We start from the raw sequence: 21712 nt of genomic DNA, 5'->3' as shown, positions 1-21712 counted from the left end.
CGTAAAACGTTTTAGCCCCATAAAACTAAATTATTAAAAACATACTGTAAAGGCGTCATTGCACAGCGGAAAGTTCTTATGTCTTCCCTTCTCTCCGCTCCGGAAAGACGCCTCTTTTATTTATTTTAATACCTCAGTAAATGCCAGCCAACTCCACTTGATTGAAATAAAAATAACCGCCTCTCTGATTTGAGAAATCCTCTCAGATAGCTGTCTGTCGTACTTCAATAAAAACCAGACTTTCCTTACAGTACTGTATACTTTTTTTTAAGCACATAAAAAACGAGATTCATTTACAGAATCTCGTTTCTTGAGTTACAGTTGTACAATCTTAGGCGTTAGTCATCCTTAAGGGTTAAATCTCTAAGTTCATCAACTAATTCGGGTACTTTACTTTCAAGGTATTCCCATTCTGTATTATAAGCTAAATCTAAAAACTTTTTTTCCTCTTCTTCCGGAAGTTTAAAAAGTTCTACTCCCGCATTTTTCAACTCTTCAATCTCCTTTTTATCCAACTCATCGTAGTATGCAACCATCTTTCTTTCATAATCAGCGGTAGCGGCTAGAATTGCTTCTTGGTCTTCAGCAGAAATTTCTTTCCATTTATCATCATTCATTAGTATCGTACAATTTTGTGTCCAGAACGGATGATCCAACACATACTTAGAAGAATCTGTCCAACCATCTTGTCTAGGCCCATTAAAGCCGCCATATACAAAACCTTTTACAACACCTGTCTGCAAAGACGTATATACCTCGGAAGGATCGATCATCGCAGATGAGATTCCAAGCTTTTCGAAAAAACGTGTATAATTTGGAGCAGATCGGATTGGCATCTTTTCCAAATCATCAACACTATCAATAGAATCGTTTAACCATAATCTTGGAGACCCAGTCAGCCAGCGCCCTAAATACCTGACATTCATCTCTTCATGACGTTCCGCCATTAGATCATAGAAACCATTTTCTCGTTCTTCCCATGGTTCAATTTGGGAAAGGGCTATACTAAGTGTTTCAGGTGCAAGTGTTTGGTATTGTCCAATATAAGTAAAATTAATATCCATCACACCAGAATTCATAGCTTCGAATTGCTCCCCTATAGGGATCACATCGGCACCGCCTCGCCAATTCACCTTAACCCTTCCCTCTGTCACCTCTTCAACATCTTTATTCCAATCATGCAGCGTTGCTGTTAATGGATGATCTTTTGGCAAGAAGCTAACTGCATTTAATGTTATTCCTTTTGCGCTACTTACTTCTCCATCCTGTGAACATGCAACTAATAAAAGAATCATTAAAACAATTGCCATTACTTTAAATGTCTTTATACTATTTCTCATTCATTTTCCCCCTTAAATTCTTTTAGTATTACGATTTTTTAGTTCTGTATCTACTTAACAAAACTAGGTAACCACAATGTCAGTGATGGAAATATAATCATTAAGGCCATTACTAGTAAATTTAATAGGATAAATGGAATGACTGCCAGGTAAATTTCCTTCATAGATATCGTTCCCTTTGGTATTACTGCCTTCATAGCGAAAAGATCCATCCCAAACGGCGGCGTGATTGTGGCAATTTGCATATTTAGAAGCATAATCGCTCCAAACCACAGAGGATCGAAACCCAAAGACTTAGCTATAGGCATTAATACTGGAAGTGTCATCATCATTATTGATAAAGGTTCCATAAAGCAACCTAATAGAAGTAAGACCATTTGAATCAATATCAAGATCATGATGGGGTGGATTTCTATGTTGCCTACAAGTTGCACAAGACCTCCTGTAACTCCCGTGTAACTCAATATTTGACCAAAAGTTGTTGAACCGATAATAATCATAAATATCATGACACTGGATCTTAGCGTCCCAGTTAAGGAATCCCAAAATTTCTCCCAAGTTAAACCTCCATAAAACATGGAAAGCACTATAGTACCGAGTGCGCCTAAAACAGCACTCTGAGTTGGGGTTGCATACCCGAGTATAATTAGACCTAATAGAAGAAATACAATAATTCCAAGCGGCAAAATATACTTGATCGTCCCGATTAACTTTTCACTAATTGATACTTTCTCAACATCATAACTCGGTGCTAATTCAGGTTGTAAATAACATCTTATAATAATATACAAAATGAAAATGAATGCCAGAAGAATCCCAGGTATAACAATCGAAAACAAAAAATGCCCCACTGGAATTGATGCAAGCGAAGCAAGCAAGATTCCTAACGCTGTAGGTGGTATCATTGTGGCTAAACCCGCGCTACCAAGGATTGGACCAACTGTCATGGCGGGACTGTAACCCTTTTTTTGCATATCAGGAACTAGCAAGGAACCTAACAATGCTGTACTTGCAACACTAGAACCGCTTAATACTGAAAATAACGTTCCACTGCCCACGGCCACTATGCTCAATCTACCGGGCAAATTCCCAAACCACTTACCCACTGCATCCAATACTTTGAAACCTAGTCCTGTTCGGAACATAATCTCACCCATCAATATAAACATGGGAATAGGCAGCAAGGAAAACTTTGAAACTGAGGAGAATATGTTTAGGACTAATTGATTTAATCCCGCTTCGCCATTCCATAATACAATTACACCAACAATATTAATTGCAAGAAATGAGAATGCTATTGGTAAACCGATCATAAATAGAATGAACATACTTCCGAAAACAATAGCTAATGCAACCCACCATTCCATCTCATTTCCTCCTAGGTTTCTATTTCAGATTTTTTTACTAACGCAAACAGATTTCTAATAAATTGTATAAAAACAAATATAAAACTTATAGGAATTATTAAGATCAGTAAGTAGCGAGGAATTTCTAAAATAGTCTCAGTCTTTATTCCTCTCTCATATAAATTTAATACAGCTATAAATCCATACACTGTAATTACCAAAGATATTACAGCTCCTAAGCAGGTATTCAGTATTTCTAACCTTCTTCTGTTTCTTTTACTCATTCTATTTATTAATAAATCTAATTTAATATGACCATCTTCCTTTAATAGCCACGCCACACCTAAAAACGTTAACATTACAAGTAGATATTCTGAAACTTCCATTATCCAAGAGAAGGAGTAATTAAAAAACTTCAATGCAACGATATCCGTAATTATGAGTAAACTAATTATAATGATTACAATACGTCCCATTACAGCCAAGAAGTTTATTATCAAATCAAAAAACTTGTCTATTTTGGTAAACATGCCGTTCCTCCTCTCTCACAAAACAATCAATTAATGTAAGTTAAAGCTATATATTCTGACAAATTACAACTGACTAGGTTATATTGAGATAACCTAGTCAGTTGTAAAAAATGTAATACTTTTAATTAACTTCTTTTAAGCTTCCACTACGCAACTTAACGTACACGATCTTTCTCTTGAACTGTTAGAAATCCTAAATGCTGCAGCAAGTCAACAAACTTTGTTAAAGTCTGAAGTTGGTAGTTGTCGATATCCTTGCCATCGAATTCATAAAATCCTTTTTTTACTTTCATTCCGATCTCACCATTTTTCATTTTCTCTTCAATAATCATAGGCGGTGCAAATCGATCGCTTTGTAGTTCACTCTTCAGATAATTACTTGCGTGAAAAAGAGTGTCGGCTCCTCCCCAATCAATGAACTCTAAAAGTCCCATGACAGCAAACCTAATTCCAAATCCATTTCTGATAGCTTTATCCACGTCATTAGCAGAGGCTACTCCGTCTTCAATTAGTCGGGCCGCTTCATTCATTGCCAAAGCTTGAATCCTAGGAACGATAAATCCAGGAGAAGGTGCACACCTTACTGGTGTTTTCCCTATACTTTCAAGCAACGTAAACATCTTTTGTATAGCCTGTTCACTGGTGTTACTTCCCGCACTTACTTCTACGAGCGGGATTAAATGCGCAGGATTCAGCCAATGGGAATTCATAAATCTTTCGTTATTTGTCACAAATTCTGCTAAATCATCAACTAAGAATGTAGAAGTTGTGGAAGCTATAGGCGTTTTCTTTGGAATTTTAGAACAAAATCTTTGGAAAACCTCTTGTTTAATCTCTTTGACTTCTGGAACTGCTTCAAAAAAAATATCAATCTTTTCCCATTCAAGTGTCTCATCATCGTCTCGACAAATCTTCACACGATCTAATACCCGGTTCACAGATTCTTGTGGGACAACATTTCCATATACTAGAATATTTAATTGATTTTTAATTTCTTCGAAGGATTGAATATAAAGTTGTTCAAATTCATTCTTTTCTCTTTTCTTAATATCCATTAAATATACTTCATATCCTTGGTAGGCGAACGTCAATGCAATTCCTCTTCCCATTCGTCCGGCACCTGCAATAGCAACAATTCCATCAGTTAACTTCATATTGCATTAATCCCTTTTGAAGAATATTTTTAAGTTCTTCCGGTGTTTTAGTGGATAGCATAAGGTTTTCAAGTGTTCTCCCTTGTCCCCTTAGGTCTTCTTCAACTACACTTGATGCGATTGCAAGCAGTCCGGCAGCAGTTGGCACCGAGATACCTAACCAGTCCCCAATAGAGACTAAAAAGGCTAGTCCGCATTCAATGTCTTCTCTCATATAACGATGTGTTCTTAAATCCAAAGGTTCGAACCAATCTTCACCATCTACAAGTTTTTCATGTGCACCATTCCCGTACATCCATTCATCTCCATCCAGATTGTAATGATCATCTAGAGGAAAATGAGGAGCCTTATAACCTAGTGCTTCACGGATCATAATTCTCTCTTCATCCAATGCTTTATGGACATTCCTAACAGATTTTTGAGTACCTTCATTGTGTATGTCCCATTTATCAAAATGTTCTATCGGACCAGCATTCATTAATATAAGTGGCGGGTGAATAATTGGACCCGCGTTCATTAAGGCGCCACTTAGTGCATCTTCAACTAGCTCTACGGAAGGGAATGCCTCTTTCAAAATATCAAACCCATATTGGGATTCGTCACTTGGAAAGAATCCTGTTGGCAGCCGAGTAGCCCTTCCTGAAATGGATACTGTATGCTCATCATATTTCCTTGCTAAATATGGAAGAGTTCCTGTTTCCGCAAACACTACGTTTGCTTTACATCCTTTTTTCTGGAGTATGTCCGCCATAATATAACTTCCAAATGTACCCGGCGGTAAAAATAGGACTTGACCATCTTCCAACACAGGTGCAAGTTGTTCCGCTATGGCTTCTTGTGTAACAGCTGGTAATGGAATAACTATCAACTTTACACCTTGAACTGCTGCACTTAAATCATTTGTTGCTAGTTTTATAGGGACTGAGCGTTTTCCTTTGGCATCTATCACATCAATAGATTGACTTTCCAATACGTCCTGAAACGCTTCTTTATCCCGCCTCCATAATCTAACTTTATGTCCCTTTTCAGTTAAATCTACCGCCGCAGCATAACAACCATTTCCCCCGCCAATCACCGCTATTTCCATCAGTATATTCCCCCTCGTATATTTAGTTAGAATACTCATCAATAAGTTCGTATAATCTCTCATGGTATACAGATCCAGGCAACCCTTTATCGTCAGCACTTTGAACTGCTTTTTCTTGTATTTCTCTTAAAAGATCATCCCATTTACTGCTTTCCTCATCAGTCAATGGGATAACCTTCAGTTCTTGCTCCTCTTGGCTCCATTTCATTGAATCCTCAACATGCTTATCTAAATATTTACCTGCAAACTGTCCCATTTCACTATTTAGTTCATCTATTACTTCTTGAACATCCTTAGGAAGTGACTCCCACGTATCTTTGTTCATTACGGATACGAAACTTGTAATAGCAAATGGATAATCTGTCACAAACTTTACTGTCTCGGCAAGTTTGAAGTCCTTTAAAACTTCACGCGAAGAAACATTTCCTTCTATTACACCTGTTTGCAGTGCCTCAGGTACTTCAGCTTGCGACATTCCAACTGGAGCTGCACCAAGCCTCTCCATAACAGGTGTTAATCCTCCTGATATCCGTAATTGTTTCCCAGTCATTTCTTTAAGATTTGAAATGGGTACTCTACTCTGGATATAAGATGGTTCTGTGGCAAAAGCGGTGATAACTTTAAAGTCTTTTAATGCTTCTGGTGGATACTCTTGGATTAGACTATTTACAACTCGACTTGCAACTTCCGAGTTAGGATAGCCCGATGGAAGATCTGATATTTCAAGCAAAGGGAAACGCCCAGGTTCATACGTAGTGGCAGTTAGGCCAATATCGGCAGTGCCATTTGCTACACCGTCAAACATATTGTTCGCTTCTAGTAAAGTGGCACCGTAAAACATATCAATTTTAACTTTTCCATCTGTCCTAGATTCTAATTCTTTCGCCCACTCTTTCATTTGAATTGCAGGAAAAGTAGAGTCAGGTGCAAAAAATGCGTACGATAACTTAATCGGTTTATCAGCTGCTTTCGCAGACTTGGATTCCACATCTTCCGTTCCACAACCGGCTAATACAAAAAATAAGAAAGTGAATAGAAAAAATACTACTGAATGATTTTTCTTATCCCCCACGACTTCTCCCCATTTCTCCTAATGTTGGTAAGCGTTAAAGTAACGGATGTTTGTTTTTAGTGCTTGCACCCATTGCTGAGATGTTTCATAACAATCACCAATTTCCAAAACTCTTTTATCACAAAGTGGTTTTCCGATAATTTGGAGTCCTACCGGAAGCTCGTCCTCAGTAAATCCGCATGCTACAGAAAGTGCAGGAAAACCTAAAATATTTGCAAGTGGCGTTTTACCGAGAGTAAACATATTGCTTATTGCTTGTTCAGGAACCATCGTACCTATATCAAATGGCGGCTGAACATTAGTAGGACCAATAAGGGCATCAATTCCTTTCATTTGCTCTAATGTACGACCGATGAATTCATTTCGAGTACGCTGAGCAGTTAAATAGGCTGATGCTAATTGATCTTGACCATACTTGAACCTGAATTTTAAATCGTCTCCATATAAGTGACTATGGTTTTTCAAGATAGGATTATGGAAAGAAAGCACCTCAGTTTGGGCTATTACTTTTAAGCCCTCAAGCGCTTCTTGGATTCCAGGTAAATCAATGGGAACTATTTCAGCGCCAAGAAGTTCTAACTGATTAAATGCCTTCTCAATTACACGCTTCACTCTTGGATCAATGCCGGAAAACATATAATCTTGATAAAAACCTAATTTAATTCCCTTAAGATCTTTTAATGGCTCATTTAATTGAACCGAACAGCTTTTCTTTATAGAGGAATGGTCAAGCGGATCATGGCCCATCATTACCTCAAGCATAGCTGCTGAATCTTTAACCGTTCTAGTCATTGGTCCGACATGATCTAACGACCAACTAAATGTAAAAGAACCATATCGGCTTACAAGACCATATGTCGGTTTGAAGCCTACTGTTCCGCACATGGCTGCTGGCAGTCTTACAGAACCTGCGGTATCTGTTCCAATTGAGCCAAAGACCATACCTGTCGCAGTAGCTATTGCCGAACCACCACTAGATCCACCAGGTATCTTTTTAATATTCCAAGGATTTTTCGCACTTCCATAATGCGGATTCTCAGTTGTTGCGCCCATAGCGAATTCATGGAGATTTGCTTTACCTATAATCACGGCTCCTGCGTCTTTCATTTTCTGCACAGAAGTAGCGTCCTTATTAGGAATCCAATCTTCAAAAACTTTAGATCCGCCAGTCGTACGTATCCCTTTTGTTTGAAGTAAGTCCTTAACAGATATAGGGATACCATGTAAAAATCCTCGAACCTTACCGTCATAAATTTCTTTCTCTAGTGTCCTTGCTTGGTTTATTGCTTCTTCCTCCATCAATGTAATAAACGCATTAAGTGTAGGATCATGCTCTTTAATACGATTGATTGATAATTCAGTTAATTCTACAGGTGATAATTTTTTATTCTGTATCAATGAACTTACCGTTTCAATGTTTTCAAATAGGAGTTCACTCATCTTAATCCTCCTCATAGTTTTCGAGAGTAAAAATAAATGCCGGTTCTTCAAACATTAATTCTGCAATGTCTATCCCAAACTTATAGTTTAAGTACTCAGTCAATTCCATTAACACCCCTCCTTTCTAACCTATAGCAGTAAATTTCATATTAACTATATGTTAAATAATATAATACCTGGGAATATTATCAGCAGTGCAATAAATGCTACGTACCCTATTAGAAAATATGAAGACCCTTTAAAAACTGTGGTTATAGGGACATCCTTAGCTAACCCTTGTACAATAAAGGCATTGACTCCAACTGGCGGCGTAATTGCGCCCATGCTTGTGACAACACATAGAATTACCGCAAACCATACAGGATCGTAACCAAGTGCTAAAACAGTTGGATAAAAAATAGGTATTGAAATTATTAAGAAACCAAGTGCATCCATAATAGATCCGCCAATGACATATATAATCAAAATTGAAATTAAGATAACAACTGGCGGAACAGATAGGTTAGTTACCCACTCCGCGACTGCATATGGCAATCTTGTAATAGTTAGAAAACGACCAAATACCATTGCACCAACTACAAGCATTAATACCATCGCAGAGGAACGAAGCGTACCAGCCATGGCAACCAAGAAATTTTGCTTGGTCATTTTTCTCATTACTAAAGAGATTAATATTGCACCAAACGCACCGAACGCACCTGATTCTGTAGGCGTAAAGATGCCAATAAACAGACCACCAATAACAAATACGAATAATACTGCTACTGGAATAACACCCTTTAATGATACAAGCCTTTCCTTCATGCTTGACTTCTCACCAGCAGGACCTAGTTCAGGGTTCTGTCTGCACAAGTAAATCACTGTGAGAATTAAAATACCAGTTAAAAAAATACCAGGTATAATGCTTGCTACAAACAACTCTTTGACCGATTGCTCCATCTGTAAAGCAAGTACAATTAATACTGTACTTGGAGGAATGATGATTCCAAGTGTTCCTCCTGTTGCAATACTTCCTGTACTAAGGGCATTGTCGTATTTATATTTTTTTAGTTCTGGAAGAGCCATTGTTCCCATAGTTGCCGCAGTCGCTGAATTGGATCCGCAAATTGAAGCAAATCCTGCACTTGCTAAAATGGTAGTACTTGCCATTCCACCACGAAAATGTCCAACCCACTTATAAGCTGCGTCAAACATTTTCTCTGTTATCCCTGTTCGAAATACAATTTCCCCCATCAAGATATAGAGAGGAACTACGCTTAATGAATAGCTAGAAAACTGATTCCATAAATCCGCGCTCAAAACGTTATATGCAGCTTTTGGCGACGCAGCTATAACGAGTCCGACAAATCCAACGATAAACATCGAAAAACTTATTGGCATTCTAAAGAACATTAAAAGAAATAGTGCTAGGATTCCTATAACAGCTAAGAGATTCGGGTCCATTTTAAGAATCCCCTTTCCAGATCAAAATAGTTTCTTTCACAAGAGCGAGGACCAATCCCAGAAATCCGAGAGAACATAAAATGACAATTGGATAAAAGGAAAATTGAATGGTTTCTGAAACTACTCCTCCATCCCGTAAGTTAATGCCGAATAAAGCAAGTTGCCAAGAAGCTATAATAAAAAACGCTATGCTTAACACGTTCATTATTGTGTGGATAGTTTTACGGATCAAAGGAGGAAAATTATTTATGAGCATATCTATATAGATATGCCCTTTATTCAATTGAGTATAGCCAAGAGCAAAAACACCCGTAACCGCTCCAAGCCAGCTAACAATCTCTACTGTCCCTGAAATCGGATCCGAAAAGAGACGTTTTACAGAATTAAAAACAATCAATAACATCATTGATATTAATGCCACTCCGGCAATGGCGGCAAAAAATCGATTTAAGTATTCTGTAGACCTAAAAAACAGATTTGAAGAATCGGCTATATTTCTTTCTGCCTTGTCTTCCAAAGGTTTAGTATTGTCGGCATCAAATTCTAAAACTTGATCATTTCTCATTCTCGCCCCTCCATATCTAAAGGAATAATTCATTCAGTGCTGTTATACTTCTCGATCAACTCTTTCATTTTCTCCAAGTATTCGTCGGCAGGCAGCCCCTCTTTTTGTAGTTTTTCGACAGATTCTTTCTGCATGTCGCTTAACTTTCCATCCCATTTTTCTTTCTCTTCTTTCGATAACTCGACAACCTCAAGCCCTTCTGTATCTATACTCCATTCAATAGACTCTTGAACGTGGTTATCTAGGTAATCTCCAGTAAATTCCGTCATTTCTGCATTTAAATCTTCAATTACTGACTGAACATCCTCGGGAAGTGAATCCCACTTTTCTTGGTTCATAACAGCAATAAATGTATTTAAAGCCAATGGATAATCTGTTACATAACCAACTACTTCTGCAAGTTTTGAATCCTTAAGAATCTCTCTTGAAGATACATAGCCCTCCACAATCCCTGTCTGTAATGCTTCAGGCACCTCCGCCTGTGACATACCGACTGGCGCCGCTCCAAGTTCTGACATAATAGGTGCGAGTGCGCCAGCTATGCGCAATTGTTTTCCTTTTAAGTCAGCTAATGACGAGATAGACTTTTTACTTTGTATATATGCCGGTTCAGTGGCAAATGTTGTGATGATCTTAAAATTCTCCAGTGCTTCTGGTGGATACTCATTAACTAAATCAGCTGTAACTTTACTAGCAACCATCGCATTTTTATAACCAGAAGGCATATCTGAGATTGATAAAAGCGGGAATCTGCCAGGCTCATAAGAAGTTGAAGTTAAACCTATGTCAGCTGTGCCATTCTCCACGCCGTCATACATATTATTGGCTTCTAGTAAAGTTCCACCAGCAAAGAGATCAACCTCTACCTGCCCATTTGTTCTTTCCTCAAGACGCTTTTTCCACTCTTCCATTTGAATAGCTGGAAATGTATTAGGGGGAGCAAAAAAAGCATATGTCAATTTAATAACTTCACCTTTTCCTTTTTCACTGCCACTTGCCTCTTTACTATCACTACAAGCAGAAAGGACAATAGCTATTAATGCGGTTGACAGCAAGATAAATAGTTTTTTCATCATTTCACTTCCCCGTATTGTCTAAATAATAGTAGGGAGATAAGTCTCCCTACTATTATTTGAATTTTATTCTGTAACATTAGTTTTCAACTAAGAAAAATGGACGGCCGATAGAAGCCTCCAAACGAAAATAACGATCTATACCCGTTTCACGAAAAGAATGTGTCATATCGGTAACTGTTTGCAAACTTGGTACGTCATAGATAAAACAAGCATGCCAATTATTGGGGCCAGCATGTCCTGTCGTTAAAATATCACGGTCAAAGGTTGCCAACAACTTGGATCCGTTACCTTTCCATTCCTCAATGATAGATTTAAGCGTTGGTAAAAGTTCTTTTTCCTTCTGTTCTTGAGTAGTATCAAACCACCCAGTAGATTCAAATGTAATAAAGACTCGTAACGGGTTCGGTACTTGTGGTGCGCCATGTTTAATTCCCAATCTTTCCATCTCCTTTTTCATCTCATTAGTAATCCGCCATTAATATCAAACGTGGAGCCTGTTATATATCCTGCAGCATCCGAAGCTAAATATGATACTATGCCAGCTACTTCTTCTTCTCTTCCAAATCTTTGTACAGGTATGCTATCTTTCATCTTTGCCAATTTATTGGTATCAATATTTTTCATTTCAGGTGTTTCAATCGCAGCTGGGGCGACTGCATTTACAGTGATTCCTTGGCTGGCAAGAGATCGTGCAAATGTTTTAGTAAGTACAAGTTGACCTGCTTTTGAAGCACAATAATGTGCCCCGGAAGAAAGTGGACCAGCTTGACCGCCGTAAGAAGAGATATTTATGATCCGGCCACTTTTTTGGCTTTTCATGGTTGCCAATACGGCCTGTGAGTAGAAGAAAGTCCCGCCTAAATTCACTGATAAAATTTTATTCCACTCTTCTTCAGTCATATCTTCGATTGACGTTTCCTTGCGCACTCCAGCATTATTTACCAATATATCAATGCGGAACCATTCTCTTAAGATTTCATTGACACTATGCTTTATGGCTGCGACATCAGAAACATCCACTTGTAAGAACTTTGAATTTGAAAGATATGGTTGTAAATCAGCAGAGTTTTTAACCTCATTCAGCAATTGTTGATTCACATCAACAAAAACTACTTTCATTTCTTCAGATAAGAATTTTTTTGCAATTTCAAGACCCAACCCTTGGCCAGCTCCTGTAACTATTGCAACTTTTCTTTTCTCATTGATTTCGCTCATGACATTTTCCCTCTCCTAGTCTATTAAAATTTCTTGTATAACCTTCATAGCATTCCGACCGGAGACTTTCGCTATATCTTTTATCGTGTAGCTTCTTTTCACCATCCATCCAATCATGTTCTTGATTGCTTCTGATGGATTTTCCAGACCTTCAACATACGGAGAGATTTCAAATGCTTCACCACTATGCGAATCCGATATACCCAGCATGTCGTCAAAAGCATTTTGTAAGGCAACATGGTCTCCAAAAAATGTATCAGGTCCAAACCCGACGTGATCTATGCCTACCAAATCTTTCACATACTCAAAATGCTCCATTACCGAGTCGATAGAATGTATTGGAAATGTTTTTGACATGGTTGTGTTCGGAGCTGCACATATGCCTATGATCCCGCCTTTTTGGGCACATGCTTTTAAAACATGGTCAGGTTTCATTCTAGGGGTATTCCATAATGACCGAGCACCTGCATGAGTCATCAGAACAGGCTTTCTGCTCGCTTCGATAATATCCAAACTGGTTTGGTCTCCACAGTGTGAAATGTCTATAATCATCCCTAATGTGTTCATTCTCTCGATCACACGTCGGCCAAAATTTGTTAAGCCGCCGTCACGCTTTTCTGTCAGTCCTGAGCCAAGTGTGTTGGAGTCATTATAAGTGATCCCCATGCATCGAATACCAAACCCATATAAAATATCAACACGATCAATTTCATTTTCTAAAATGCTCGCAGCCTCTAAAGATGGTAAAAGAGCAGTTTGTTTCTGACGTTTAGCTCTCAATAGGTCTTTATAGGATTTCGCTAAGAACACGGTATTTTGATGATGGATATCAGCGTATCTCATACCGAGTAAATAAATAACATCATCCCACTTCAATCCATTTTTAGAGGTAATAGTAGCAATGCCATCCATGAAATTCTCAAATATTATATCTACTCCGGATTTGGCAATCCCTTCATAGTGGAAGAATGTATGCATTTCACCACAATACGGTCTAATATCTTTCGGATTTTTAGGGGAAATAAATCCATGGTCTCTCAATGACACTATAGGATTTCTATTCATTATCTCATCCAACTTACTTAGTTCATCTTCAGACAAATCTAAAGTATATTCAGGTACACGACCAAGCTCTGTAGACAGCTCATATTTTTTGTAGTCTTTATTAGTTTTTAAATATCCAAAAGATGTATAACCATCATAATATTTTTCATTCATCGTTTTTCCAAAACCTTTTCCTTTTCAAATTCCTCTTTCAAAGGAAAGGCATCTTGCCACCTTTTCTTATTGTCATCATACAAGCCTTCACTATACAGGTTCTTCAATGACTGATTTTCCAGTTTTAAGGGTTCTTTTCCTTTTTGGAATTCTTTTACTTCCTTCAGCAGGATACGGCGCATATGAATAACAGGTAAATCACTCGTGCCCAGACGTTCATTCGTTCGGTCTACAATCGTACCCATCGCTTCTGTCGCGGCGTGGTCCTGGTTGGCGATCCCCCGGATCCCTGTGAAATTCCCAGTTTTTTGCAAATTCCGGTCCTGATTATATTCGTTCTCTTTATTGACCTGCTTTTTAAGGTTTTCATCCAGCTTCAGGCCGCGTCGGTCATGTTGTGCCTGTACATCAATTGCACGGTTATGGGCAAACTGCACGTCCCATGTCCAAGTGCTGTGGTCATCCCGCGGAATAAATGCATGCCACATCCCATCCTCCCCTCCAAAGCGAGGTGGATATGTGTAGAATGGGAAAATATAATGGATCTCCATAAAGGCATTTTCTTCTTCCGTGCCAATCCCAACAGCTACACAGCGCTTGCCATAATTCGTGTCCTGTACAGATTGTTTGACCGGCGGATTTTTCACCAATGGATGGTTGGGATCAATACCCAAGTCACTGCTTAGGATTCCTTCTTCTGTTTCCTGATTGCCATGTGCTTTATGGAGGAATGCCGCATGTACGTAGTCCAGGTCATTTTCCATCGCTTGTGCATAGTTACATTCCTGCCAAACTCGTTCAACCAATTTATTCTCATCCGGCAGTCCCACCCAATAGAATTCCGGGAAGTCAGGTTCTGACCCTTCCGGCCCCATATATGTCCAAATGATACCGCTTACTTCTTTTGTCGGATAACTCTTTATCTTAATGGATTCTCTGAATTTCCCATCCGTCGGTTCTGATGGTATTTCCGTACACTCCCCCTCTGTATTGAACTTCCACCCATGATACATACAACGCAGGCCGCAGCCATCATTGATTCCGTAGTAAAGGGAGGTTCCGCGGTGCGGGCAGCGTTCATCGATTAGCCCGACTTTCCCCTCTGTATCCCGGAAGGCGACCAGGTCTTCGCCCAGCAACTTCACACGCTGTGGCTTCCCATCGCTTTCCAATTCATGAGTCTGCAGAGCCGGAATCCAATATCTCCGAAACAACTCACCCATCGGTGTGCCTGCATCTGTCTGTGTTAGCAACTGATTATCTTCATTTGTAAGCATTCCAAATTCCTCCTCACTTCATTGTGTTATTTGAGTGGACAACATTTTTATAATTCAACCGTTTTAGCTAGTTCAAGTTGCTCAATTTTCCCACGGAAGAAAATTAGCGGCTCTCCTTGGTCATCATAAGAAGCATTTTTCACTAGACCCGTCACAATATAATGATCACCGCCTTCAATAATATCTGCTACTACACATTCTATTGTTGCTAAGTTATCCTCGAGAATAGGCACTCCGTCTTCGGACAGTTTATAAGCTGCCCCTTCAAATTTATCGCCTGAACTTTTAGCATATCTCCAACATTCTGTCTCCTGGCTTTTTTTCAGTAAATTAACTGCGAAAGGATGATCTCTTTTAAGCGCTTTCAAACTGCCCGATCTTTTATCTATACAAACTAAAATCAGCGGCGGATCTAATGATAATGAAGAAAAAGCATTAGCAGTTAATCCAATCTTTTCTTTCCCATTAATTGTTGTAATTACTGTTATCCCAGTTGCAAAGTGTCCAACCGTGTTTCTGAATTCTCTCGGTTCAATCATTTTTAATACCTCCTCGAATTTTAAAAGATTAATGCTCTGTACTGTATATCCTAATCTTTCCTAGCACCAAGAATATTTGTAACGAGATTTGAATTTCAAATCGACAGTTTGAATTAGATAGATCGATATCCAATAAATCTTCAATTTGCTGTATTCTGTACCTCATTCCACTAATTGAAATTGACATTTCACGAGCTGTTTTATGCAAGTTAAATTCATTTTGAGAATAATAAAAGAGCGTCAGCAAAAGCTCCGAGTTTTTTTTCTTGTCATAATTTAATATGGGTTCTAAATTTTCTTCAGCAAATAACTCCAATTCTTCTGGCTCTCGTGCATTTAAAAATAATGTTAAATGTCCTAAATCACTTGTTAAGATAACTGCCGATCTTGTTGATTTGAATTTAGCTAATTCTACTGATTTTCTTGCCTCTTCCGCTCGTTTATTAAAGTCCGACAGTTTATGTGTTTCATTACTGATCCCCATACAAATTTGTTCTTTATCTCCTTTAATATTTTTCAGCAGAAGCTCCACAAAGTCTTTTATAGTAGTTTGCTCATCTTCAATTAGTTTTTTGGAAATAACAACTTGGACAGTATTCAACTTTGTTAGCAATAAAATATTTGATACATACTCTTTTTGTTTTTGAAGAAAGTTTGTAATTTGATTTCTGACTTTTAAGTATTCATACTCCTTGAGATCTCCTTTTTTCTTATCTTTTCCAGCAATATCTATATGAACAATATAATGAGGTTCAGATAAATTGTAGCCGAGGTAAGAAAATCTATTACTGATCCATTCCCAATCCATTTTCTTTTCATTAAGTAATTTTTCTAGCAACTCGCCTTCAAGCCTTTGTTCTGTCTCAATAGCCACTTGTTCATTCTGCATATGTAAAGCGGCTATTGTAGCAACACGTTCTAGTAGATCTTTTATGAAATCATTACTTCTTTGATTGATATCTATCGTAATAAATCCATTGATTTGATCCTTAATAGTTATAGGCACGGTAAGCAGCGTGAAAGTTTTACCTTTTAAGGTTGTTTCAATTATTTCATTTCCGCCTGAATTTATCATTTCTTCACCCAGAAAATTACTAACACTCATAAGTGTCTTCATTCCAGGTTTTTTTCCAAATTCAGCAATCGTTTCATAATTCCTATTTTCTATCAAAACTGAGCAATTCAAACATTCACCTAATAGTTGTGAAAATGCAGGAAAGCCTTCTCCCTCTAACATCGCTTTAGTAAGGTTCCGACTTAAGGAATAGCCAATCTCAAGTTTTTCATTTTGCTGTTCAACCTTTCTAAACATCTGATCTCTTTCATCAGATAATTCCTCATCCTCATAATATAGTGATTCTTCTGAAATCTCTTTACCCCATTGTTCGACTGTCTTACCTACATAGCTGCAATATTCATCTCCCTTTCCCTTACACTTTATCTCTTTAAAGATGACTTGTTTACCCAAACACTCACTCGTGTATCCGCTTGCATAACCAACCAAGAAGTGGCAGATACATTCTGAATGAACAGGGAAATATCTTAAATGTTGCTTTGCTTCATACGAATCTAGCCAATAACCCGATACATCAAAAATACCTTTCTCCATATCTACATGGAATCTCTCGGTATAAGAAAAAACTCTTCCCGTCAAATGATGCAGTTTAGATCCAGCTATCAGCCATTCTATATCATCCGTCCAAATGATTGCGTCTTTTAGAATTCTGGCTTCATGCGCACCCGATTGAAATGCATACCTAAGCAAAAATCTTTTCGCTCTTCCAACTCCAAGTGCTGTAATTAAGTCTTTTCTTAACACTCCAAATGCATCCGTACTTAATAAAGTCATATTCAAATTCTGGAATCCTTCGCCTGATTGTTCTGTGACTTGGATTAGATGGTCGAGAGTTAGTTCACTAGCTTGAATACTCAATAAGATCACTCCTGATTCAGCATCGGTAATCAATGAAAAGAATTAGACTTCCTTTTACTCCTCCTTTACCAAACTGTAAAAACAATTTCTTTTCATTGTAAAACTCATTCTCGCACAGAAATGTTAAGTATTGAACAATTACTTTACGCCGGGTTATTATATCAATCCATCCATAATCATAAAACCAGCTGTCAATAACGTTAAAAATGCCACGGTTAATACGATAATTTACTGAACAAAAATCAAAAAACTGTTTATCAGGCGAATGGAATATGCTTTCATTAATATGATTTGTTGAATCTTTGCTGCTAACTACTGTTAATTGCATCCGTATCCCTCCTGTTGTATTTTGTATCACTAAATTAAAATATCTGCCCGAACCATAAATACTTTTAGTCTAATATAGTTCCCAACCAATTATCTCTAAATCAAAGATTCTAAATATTCAACCTACACTCTTATCATACAGCCATCCAATCTTTATATTCAATATACTATTAGGCTTAAAAAACCCTTTTCTACTATCGTTTTAGTATTAAAATGCTGCAACTCTTAAAGCAACAAACACAACTATTTCACACTGTAAATATCCCTTCAATGGTTTAAACGTAAAAAGAACGACACCCAACGGATTACATCGTCGGATACCGTTCTCTTCTAATTATGACCAAGACTTTAACACAGCCTACTATTATGTTATGTTGTTTATTTTTTACGCATAACAAAGTTTAATTTCGATTCTTTATGATCACCTTTATCTTCAAGCGTAGTCATCAAATCAAGACGAACGCCATCTGCTACATCTGTCTCAAGGTATTCATCACCTTCAAAGAACACTTGGGTAATTAACGTCTCATGACCATTTGCTTCAAACATGAAATGAAGATGGGCTGGTCTCATTGGATGCTGATCAGTATAATCTAAAAACTCTCCTGTCGGTCCTTCTGTAGGAATAGAATAAGGAAGCGGCACAATACTTTTTATAACAAAATCACCGTTTTCATCAGTGAAGAAGTGACCTCTAAAGTTATATCTAGGTGCATCAGAATCAAAAGCTGAGTATTTACGTGAGGCATCATTTTGCCACATCTCTACACGAACGTTTTTAAGCGGCTTACCATCAACGTTACTAACGTTGCCTTTAAAATACAAAACTTCGCCTGGTTCATTTTCACGTTGTGTTAACACTAACGGCTGTCCAGCAACAGACTCTATTAAAGGAGATCCTTCAATAAAATATGGTCCTAATAAAGAGGGCTGCGTGCCAGGCTTTTCTGTATACATTGCTCTTAACACATGGGTTTCTAAGAAAACGTCTGCGAAAAGTGGCAGTTCACCTGTGCGTCCAAGCCGATCTGCCCAATTCACAAAATTTGTATATTCTTCATGATTTAGATTTGCTTCACTTAAAAATGATTGGATATGTTTGATAAATAATTCGAAGACTTCTTCAACACGTTCATTTTTTTTAGTAATTTGTTTTTGCATTTTAAATCCCCCTTAAGATTTGTGTGATTAATAAATATCTTTTCATAATCGAAAAGTATATAGTAAAACTTTTTTCACCTCCAAGAGCATTCCGAGTTTTCTGAAATAACGGAATATTTTATCAATAGATTAATTATAGATTTTTGTATTATCAATAACAATATATGTATAAGGTTAATTTTCGAGCGGTTTTAGACTTATTCATACTGACGTATTTGTGATGCCTCCCCTAATTTTCCCAACAACCAGACGGCTGAAAGGAGATCCGACATCTTTTGTCCTCGTTGGATTGGGTCGTTTGTTCAAGAGACACGGTTATAGAAATGTCAACGATAATCAGGAGCATTCCATCTATTTTGTCGACTACACCAGCTATTTACGAGGACTTGAAGAGGTCGCGGCATACGGGCCGGAGTGGTTCATGTAAGCTGACCATCCGGATCGATGGACGTGCCCAAGTTCTTTTGAAACTATAAGAAAAGAGACTCACCCTGATGCACTTCGGCTCTTACCATTTAGCTGACGACATCGTTGCGGAAAGTGAATACTTTCAAATACAACTCATAATTAATGAATACTAATCCGTTCAGTCAGTACTTTTACTTCGTCTCCAAGAATTCCGTTAATCCCTCTCTACCAGATTAGATACACCTTGTCCGACACCGATTGCACATCGCCAGACCCAGTTCATTTGCCTTCTCTTCGTTCATTAATAAAACGGGTGCTGCACCATCGTTGACACCTGAAGCATTTCCCGCTGTAATCGATCGATTCGTCAGGAAATAAGGGACGCAGCCCTTCTAGCACATTCAATGTCGTCCCAAGGCGTGGGTGTTCGTCAGTAACAACAGTGACCTCTTCTTCTTTACGCGTCTTATAAGTAACAGGGATAAACTCGTCTTTGAATACACCATTCTCTTGTGCTGCTTTTGTCTCTCTCTGGAGATACTTTAATCGTTAGCTACATTTTCCGCAGTTTGCGGCATGCTATCAACACCATGGAGCTCTTCCGTTTTTGAATTGACAAAACGCCATCCGATCGTAGTATCTTGAAGCTTCATATCCACCAGTTAATAATTTCTCCGCAAAGTCGATGGGAACTGGAAGCCTACTACCTGACCGTTCGACAAGGGGTCCTGGCAAAGGAAGGAAAGTTACTGAATGAAAACATAAATATGCGATTTATTGTTCGGTAGGAATTGATGAAGTAGAAAACGGCCAACCATCCTGGGGGATAGTCAACCGTTTTTCGTTTAGGCGCCCATTAATAAATACGAAGGCCATGAAGTCCATTACATAGAAGTTATTTTTCAGAGCCCTCGACGTCTTTGAAATTTGAAAGACTCCCTTCGGAACTGTCTTATCGAGCACAGTCACTTGCATAGCGGTATCCTTCTTCGCCATCCACATCCTAACTGGCAGGAGAAGTAGCACGATCACCCCCGCAATAATAATGACCAGCTTTTTCATTTGCCCCATTCCCCTTTCCGGCCTCTTGAATAATATTCTCGTAGTCTAGATTTTATCATATCAAGTTTATGTATTTTCTTGTAAAATAGTGAAAAGACAAAAAAGCCCGCAATCTCCCGGGTTAATTCACCCGAGTATTGCGGATATTAGTTGATAAAATATATTAAAGATGGATTATAAGAAATAGAACGTCTTAGCCAATGGATTTGATTGATCCAAACGAGTGTGCGGATACACTTGCTGTTCTCTAAGAATGCTACAATACTATCTTCTATACCTCCGCAACCGGCATGCCGGCGTTACGAGCAATAATGCGGGCACCTTTGTCATTTGACAAAAACAGCAAATTGTTTGCACCGTTTTTGAATTCATATAAATAGGTTGCGATGATTTTCTCGTCAGCAGACGTTGACAAGGCCAATTTTTGCAGCTTATCATATGTAGGCACTTGAATTAGCTTTAGCAAACCTTTGCGCTGATACGCTTCTATTACATCAAACGCCAATTGCGCACGCATTCTAGTCAATTTTTCTTTGTTGTTCTTCAACCCATCTAATTCTTTAAAAACTTGACTACTGATGATGAGCTTGATTTGCTTAGTACCCAATAAATGGATCAACAAATCTGCATCATGCATGAGAATGTTCGTATCGACCGCAAACTGGTGGTTATTTTCATGGTATGTAGTAAGAAGTCCTGCACGTTGTTCCAGCTGCTTTTTTTGCTGTTTTTTTGCAAGTCGTTGATTCATTTTTCCTGAACTGTAATTGGCCTCAAACATAGAGAGAATCGGTAAAACGAACAGGACAAAGAAAACAGCCCAGCCCGAGAAATCATCCCCTTGTTTCGTTATTCTGACAAACAGAACGAGATACAAGGCAAGAAACAAAATACTTTTAACAAGCTGTCGATTATAAGCCTGTCCCAAACCTATGGATATAAATGATAAGAAGGAGGCCATTCCCCCATTTAGCTTTCCTTTGGTGATTTTAGGATGCAACAATAGGAAATATAGACTTAAGATTGCATTAAAAACGATCATACTGGTAACCGCCGAACTAATAAGTGAAGTACTAGCCTCTTTTTTAGCAAGGTAAGAAAATATGAAAATAAGAACCATTTTTACTCTTCCTCCAACTGTAGTATCCTTTCTTAAAAACCATCATGTCCACTATGATGTGTAAAATCCGAATCCGCACTTCCATGATCGATTCCATGATAGGATTCATCGACCACTATACTGACACCTGGGTTGATGTAAGGATCATGCATATCCATATGGGAATGGTGAATTTCTAAACTCTCAAATTGCTGACGTTCCAATTCATCCATCTCATCAGAGAAATCGTCATGTCGACTGCTTGAACTAAATAAAAGGGAATCACTTTTAAAATTATTCCATTTTGAGTCCTTCATCCCCAAATCAGTTGCCCGCTTCATCAACTCCGAAAATTCATCGTGCTCACGCGGCAACAAAAATTTTCTAAACAAGCTCCACATTTCCAACACTCCTTCCTTT

The 21712-nt window shown here is 38.2% G+C and carries 22 protein-coding genes; all 22 read right to left on the bottom strand.

What is annotated here, in order from left to right; all coding sequences use genetic code 11:
* Positions 1–338 precede the first annotated feature (338 nt).
* Entirely contained in the window at positions 339–1340 is a 1002-nt protein-coding gene (gene dctP / locus B5D59_RS04855) for a TRAP transporter substrate-binding protein DctP (protein ID WP_078817094.1), read from the bottom strand.
* A 50-nt stretch (positions 1341–1390) separates the two neighbouring features.
* The gene (locus tag B5D59_RS04850) at positions 1391–2707 is read right to left on the bottom strand and encodes a TRAP transporter large permease (protein ID WP_078817093.1); all 1317 of its coding nucleotides are present in this window, start codon (positions 2705–2707) and stop codon (positions 1391–1393) included.
* Between the two features lie 11 nt (positions 2708–2718).
* Positions 2719–3216 carry a TRAP transporter small permease gene (locus B5D59_RS04845; protein WP_078817092.1) on the bottom strand — a complete coding sequence of 166 codons (498 nt, stop codon included), beginning with the start codon at positions 3214–3216 and terminating at the stop codon, positions 2719–2721.
* A 155-nt stretch (positions 3217–3371) separates the two neighbouring features.
* The gene (locus B5D59_RS04840; RefSeq protein WP_078817091.1) at positions 3372–4370 is read right to left on the bottom strand and encodes a 3-hydroxybutyryl-CoA dehydrogenase; all 999 of its coding nucleotides are present in this window, start codon (positions 4368–4370) and stop codon (positions 3372–3374) included.
* A complete protein-coding gene (locus B5D59_RS04835; protein ID WP_078817090.1) occupies positions 4357–5457 on the bottom strand; it encodes an NAD/NADP-dependent octopine/nopaline dehydrogenase family protein in 1101 nt (366 codons plus the stop codon). Before B5D59_RS04835 ends, B5D59_RS04840 begins: the two co-directional genes overlap by 14 nt.
* A gap of 22 nt (positions 5458–5479) precedes the next feature.
* Positions 5480–6529, bottom strand: coding sequence for a TRAP transporter substrate-binding protein (locus B5D59_RS04830; protein WP_078817089.1), 1050 nt, complete (start codon positions 6527–6529; stop codon positions 5480–5482).
* Positions 6530–6547: 18 nt separating this feature from the next.
* Positions 6548–7969 (bottom strand): amidase, encoded by a 1422-nt coding sequence (locus tag B5D59_RS04825; RefSeq protein ID WP_078817088.1) that lies wholly within the window; start codon positions 7967–7969, stop codon positions 6548–6550.
* A 153-nt stretch (positions 7970–8122) separates the two neighbouring features.
* A complete protein-coding gene (locus B5D59_RS04820; RefSeq protein WP_078817087.1) occupies positions 8123–9412 on the bottom strand; it encodes a TRAP transporter large permease in 1290 nt (429 codons plus the stop codon).
* 1 nt (position 9413) lies between these two features.
* Positions 9414–9977 (bottom strand): TRAP transporter small permease, encoded by a 564-nt coding sequence (locus tag B5D59_RS04815; protein ID WP_176132503.1) that lies wholly within the window; start codon positions 9975–9977, stop codon positions 9414–9416.
* 29 nt (positions 9978–10006) lie between these two features.
* A complete protein-coding gene (locus B5D59_RS04810) occupies positions 10007–11050 on the bottom strand; it encodes a TRAP transporter substrate-binding protein (protein ID WP_078817085.1) in 1044 nt (347 codons plus the stop codon).
* A 79-nt stretch (positions 11051–11129) separates the two neighbouring features.
* Positions 11130–11489 (bottom strand): hypothetical protein, encoded by a 360-nt coding sequence (locus B5D59_RS04805; RefSeq protein WP_245799455.1) that lies wholly within the window; start codon positions 11487–11489, stop codon positions 11130–11132.
* A gap of 17 nt (positions 11490–11506) precedes the next feature.
* Positions 11507–12268 carry an SDR family NAD(P)-dependent oxidoreductase gene (locus tag B5D59_RS04800; protein ID WP_078817084.1) on the bottom strand — a complete coding sequence of 254 codons (762 nt, stop codon included), beginning with the start codon at positions 12266–12268 and terminating at the stop codon, positions 11507–11509.
* A 15-nt stretch (positions 12269–12283) separates the two neighbouring features.
* A complete protein-coding gene (locus tag B5D59_RS04795) occupies positions 12284–13486 on the bottom strand; it encodes a dipeptidase (RefSeq protein ID WP_078817083.1) in 1203 nt (400 codons plus the stop codon).
* Positions 13483–14763: a Rieske 2Fe-2S domain-containing protein gene (locus tag B5D59_RS04790; RefSeq protein WP_078817082.1), complete on the bottom strand. Its 1281-nt coding sequence runs from the start codon at positions 14761–14763 to the stop codon at positions 13483–13485. Before B5D59_RS04790 ends, B5D59_RS04795 begins: the two co-directional genes overlap by 4 nt.
* A 47-nt stretch (positions 14764–14810) precedes the next feature.
* Positions 14811–15302: a flavin reductase family protein gene (locus B5D59_RS04785; protein ID WP_245799454.1), complete on the bottom strand. Its 492-nt coding sequence runs from the start codon at positions 15300–15302 to the stop codon at positions 14811–14813.
* 28 nt (positions 15303–15330) lie between these two features.
* Positions 15331–17235, bottom strand: coding sequence for a XylR N-terminal domain-containing protein (locus tag B5D59_RS04780; RefSeq protein WP_176132502.1), 1905 nt, complete (start codon positions 17233–17235; stop codon positions 15331–15333).
* Between the two features lie 16 nt (positions 17236–17251).
* The gene (locus B5D59_RS04775; RefSeq protein ID WP_078817080.1) at positions 17252–17563 is read right to left on the bottom strand and encodes a hypothetical protein; all 312 of its coding nucleotides are present in this window, start codon (positions 17561–17563) and stop codon (positions 17252–17254) included.
* 377 nt (positions 17564–17940) lie between these two features.
* A complete protein-coding gene (locus B5D59_RS04770) occupies positions 17941–18723 on the bottom strand; it encodes a dioxygenase family protein (protein ID WP_078817079.1) in 783 nt (260 codons plus the stop codon).
* Positions 18724–19364: 641 nt separating this feature from the next.
* Positions 19365–19502, bottom strand: a complete 138-nt coding sequence (locus B5D59_RS18520; RefSeq protein ID WP_281250651.1) for a thiolase family protein — start codon at positions 19500–19502, stop codon at positions 19365–19367.
* 403 nt (positions 19503–19905) lie between these two features.
* The gene (locus B5D59_RS04760; RefSeq protein ID WP_139365946.1) at positions 19906–20193 is read right to left on the bottom strand and encodes a hypothetical protein; all 288 of its coding nucleotides are present in this window, start codon (positions 20191–20193) and stop codon (positions 19906–19908) included.
* A gap of 271 nt (positions 20194–20464) precedes the next feature.
* Positions 20465–21235, bottom strand: coding sequence for a PIN domain-containing protein (locus B5D59_RS04755; RefSeq protein WP_176132501.1), 771 nt, complete (start codon positions 21233–21235; stop codon positions 20465–20467).
* 110 nt (positions 21236–21345) lie between these two features.
* Positions 21346–21693, bottom strand: a complete 348-nt coding sequence (locus B5D59_RS04750) for a hypothetical protein (RefSeq protein ID WP_078817076.1) — start codon at positions 21691–21693, stop codon at positions 21346–21348.
* Between the last annotated feature and the right edge of the window lie 19 nt (positions 21694–21712).

It is taken from the genome of Sporosarcina newyorkensis, from assembly GCF_900167515.1.
Taxonomy (GTDB): Bacteria; Bacillota; Bacilli; order Bacillales_A; family Planococcaceae; genus Sporosarcina; species Sporosarcina newyorkensis.
This window is presented reverse-complemented; position numbering and strand designations above follow the sequence as displayed.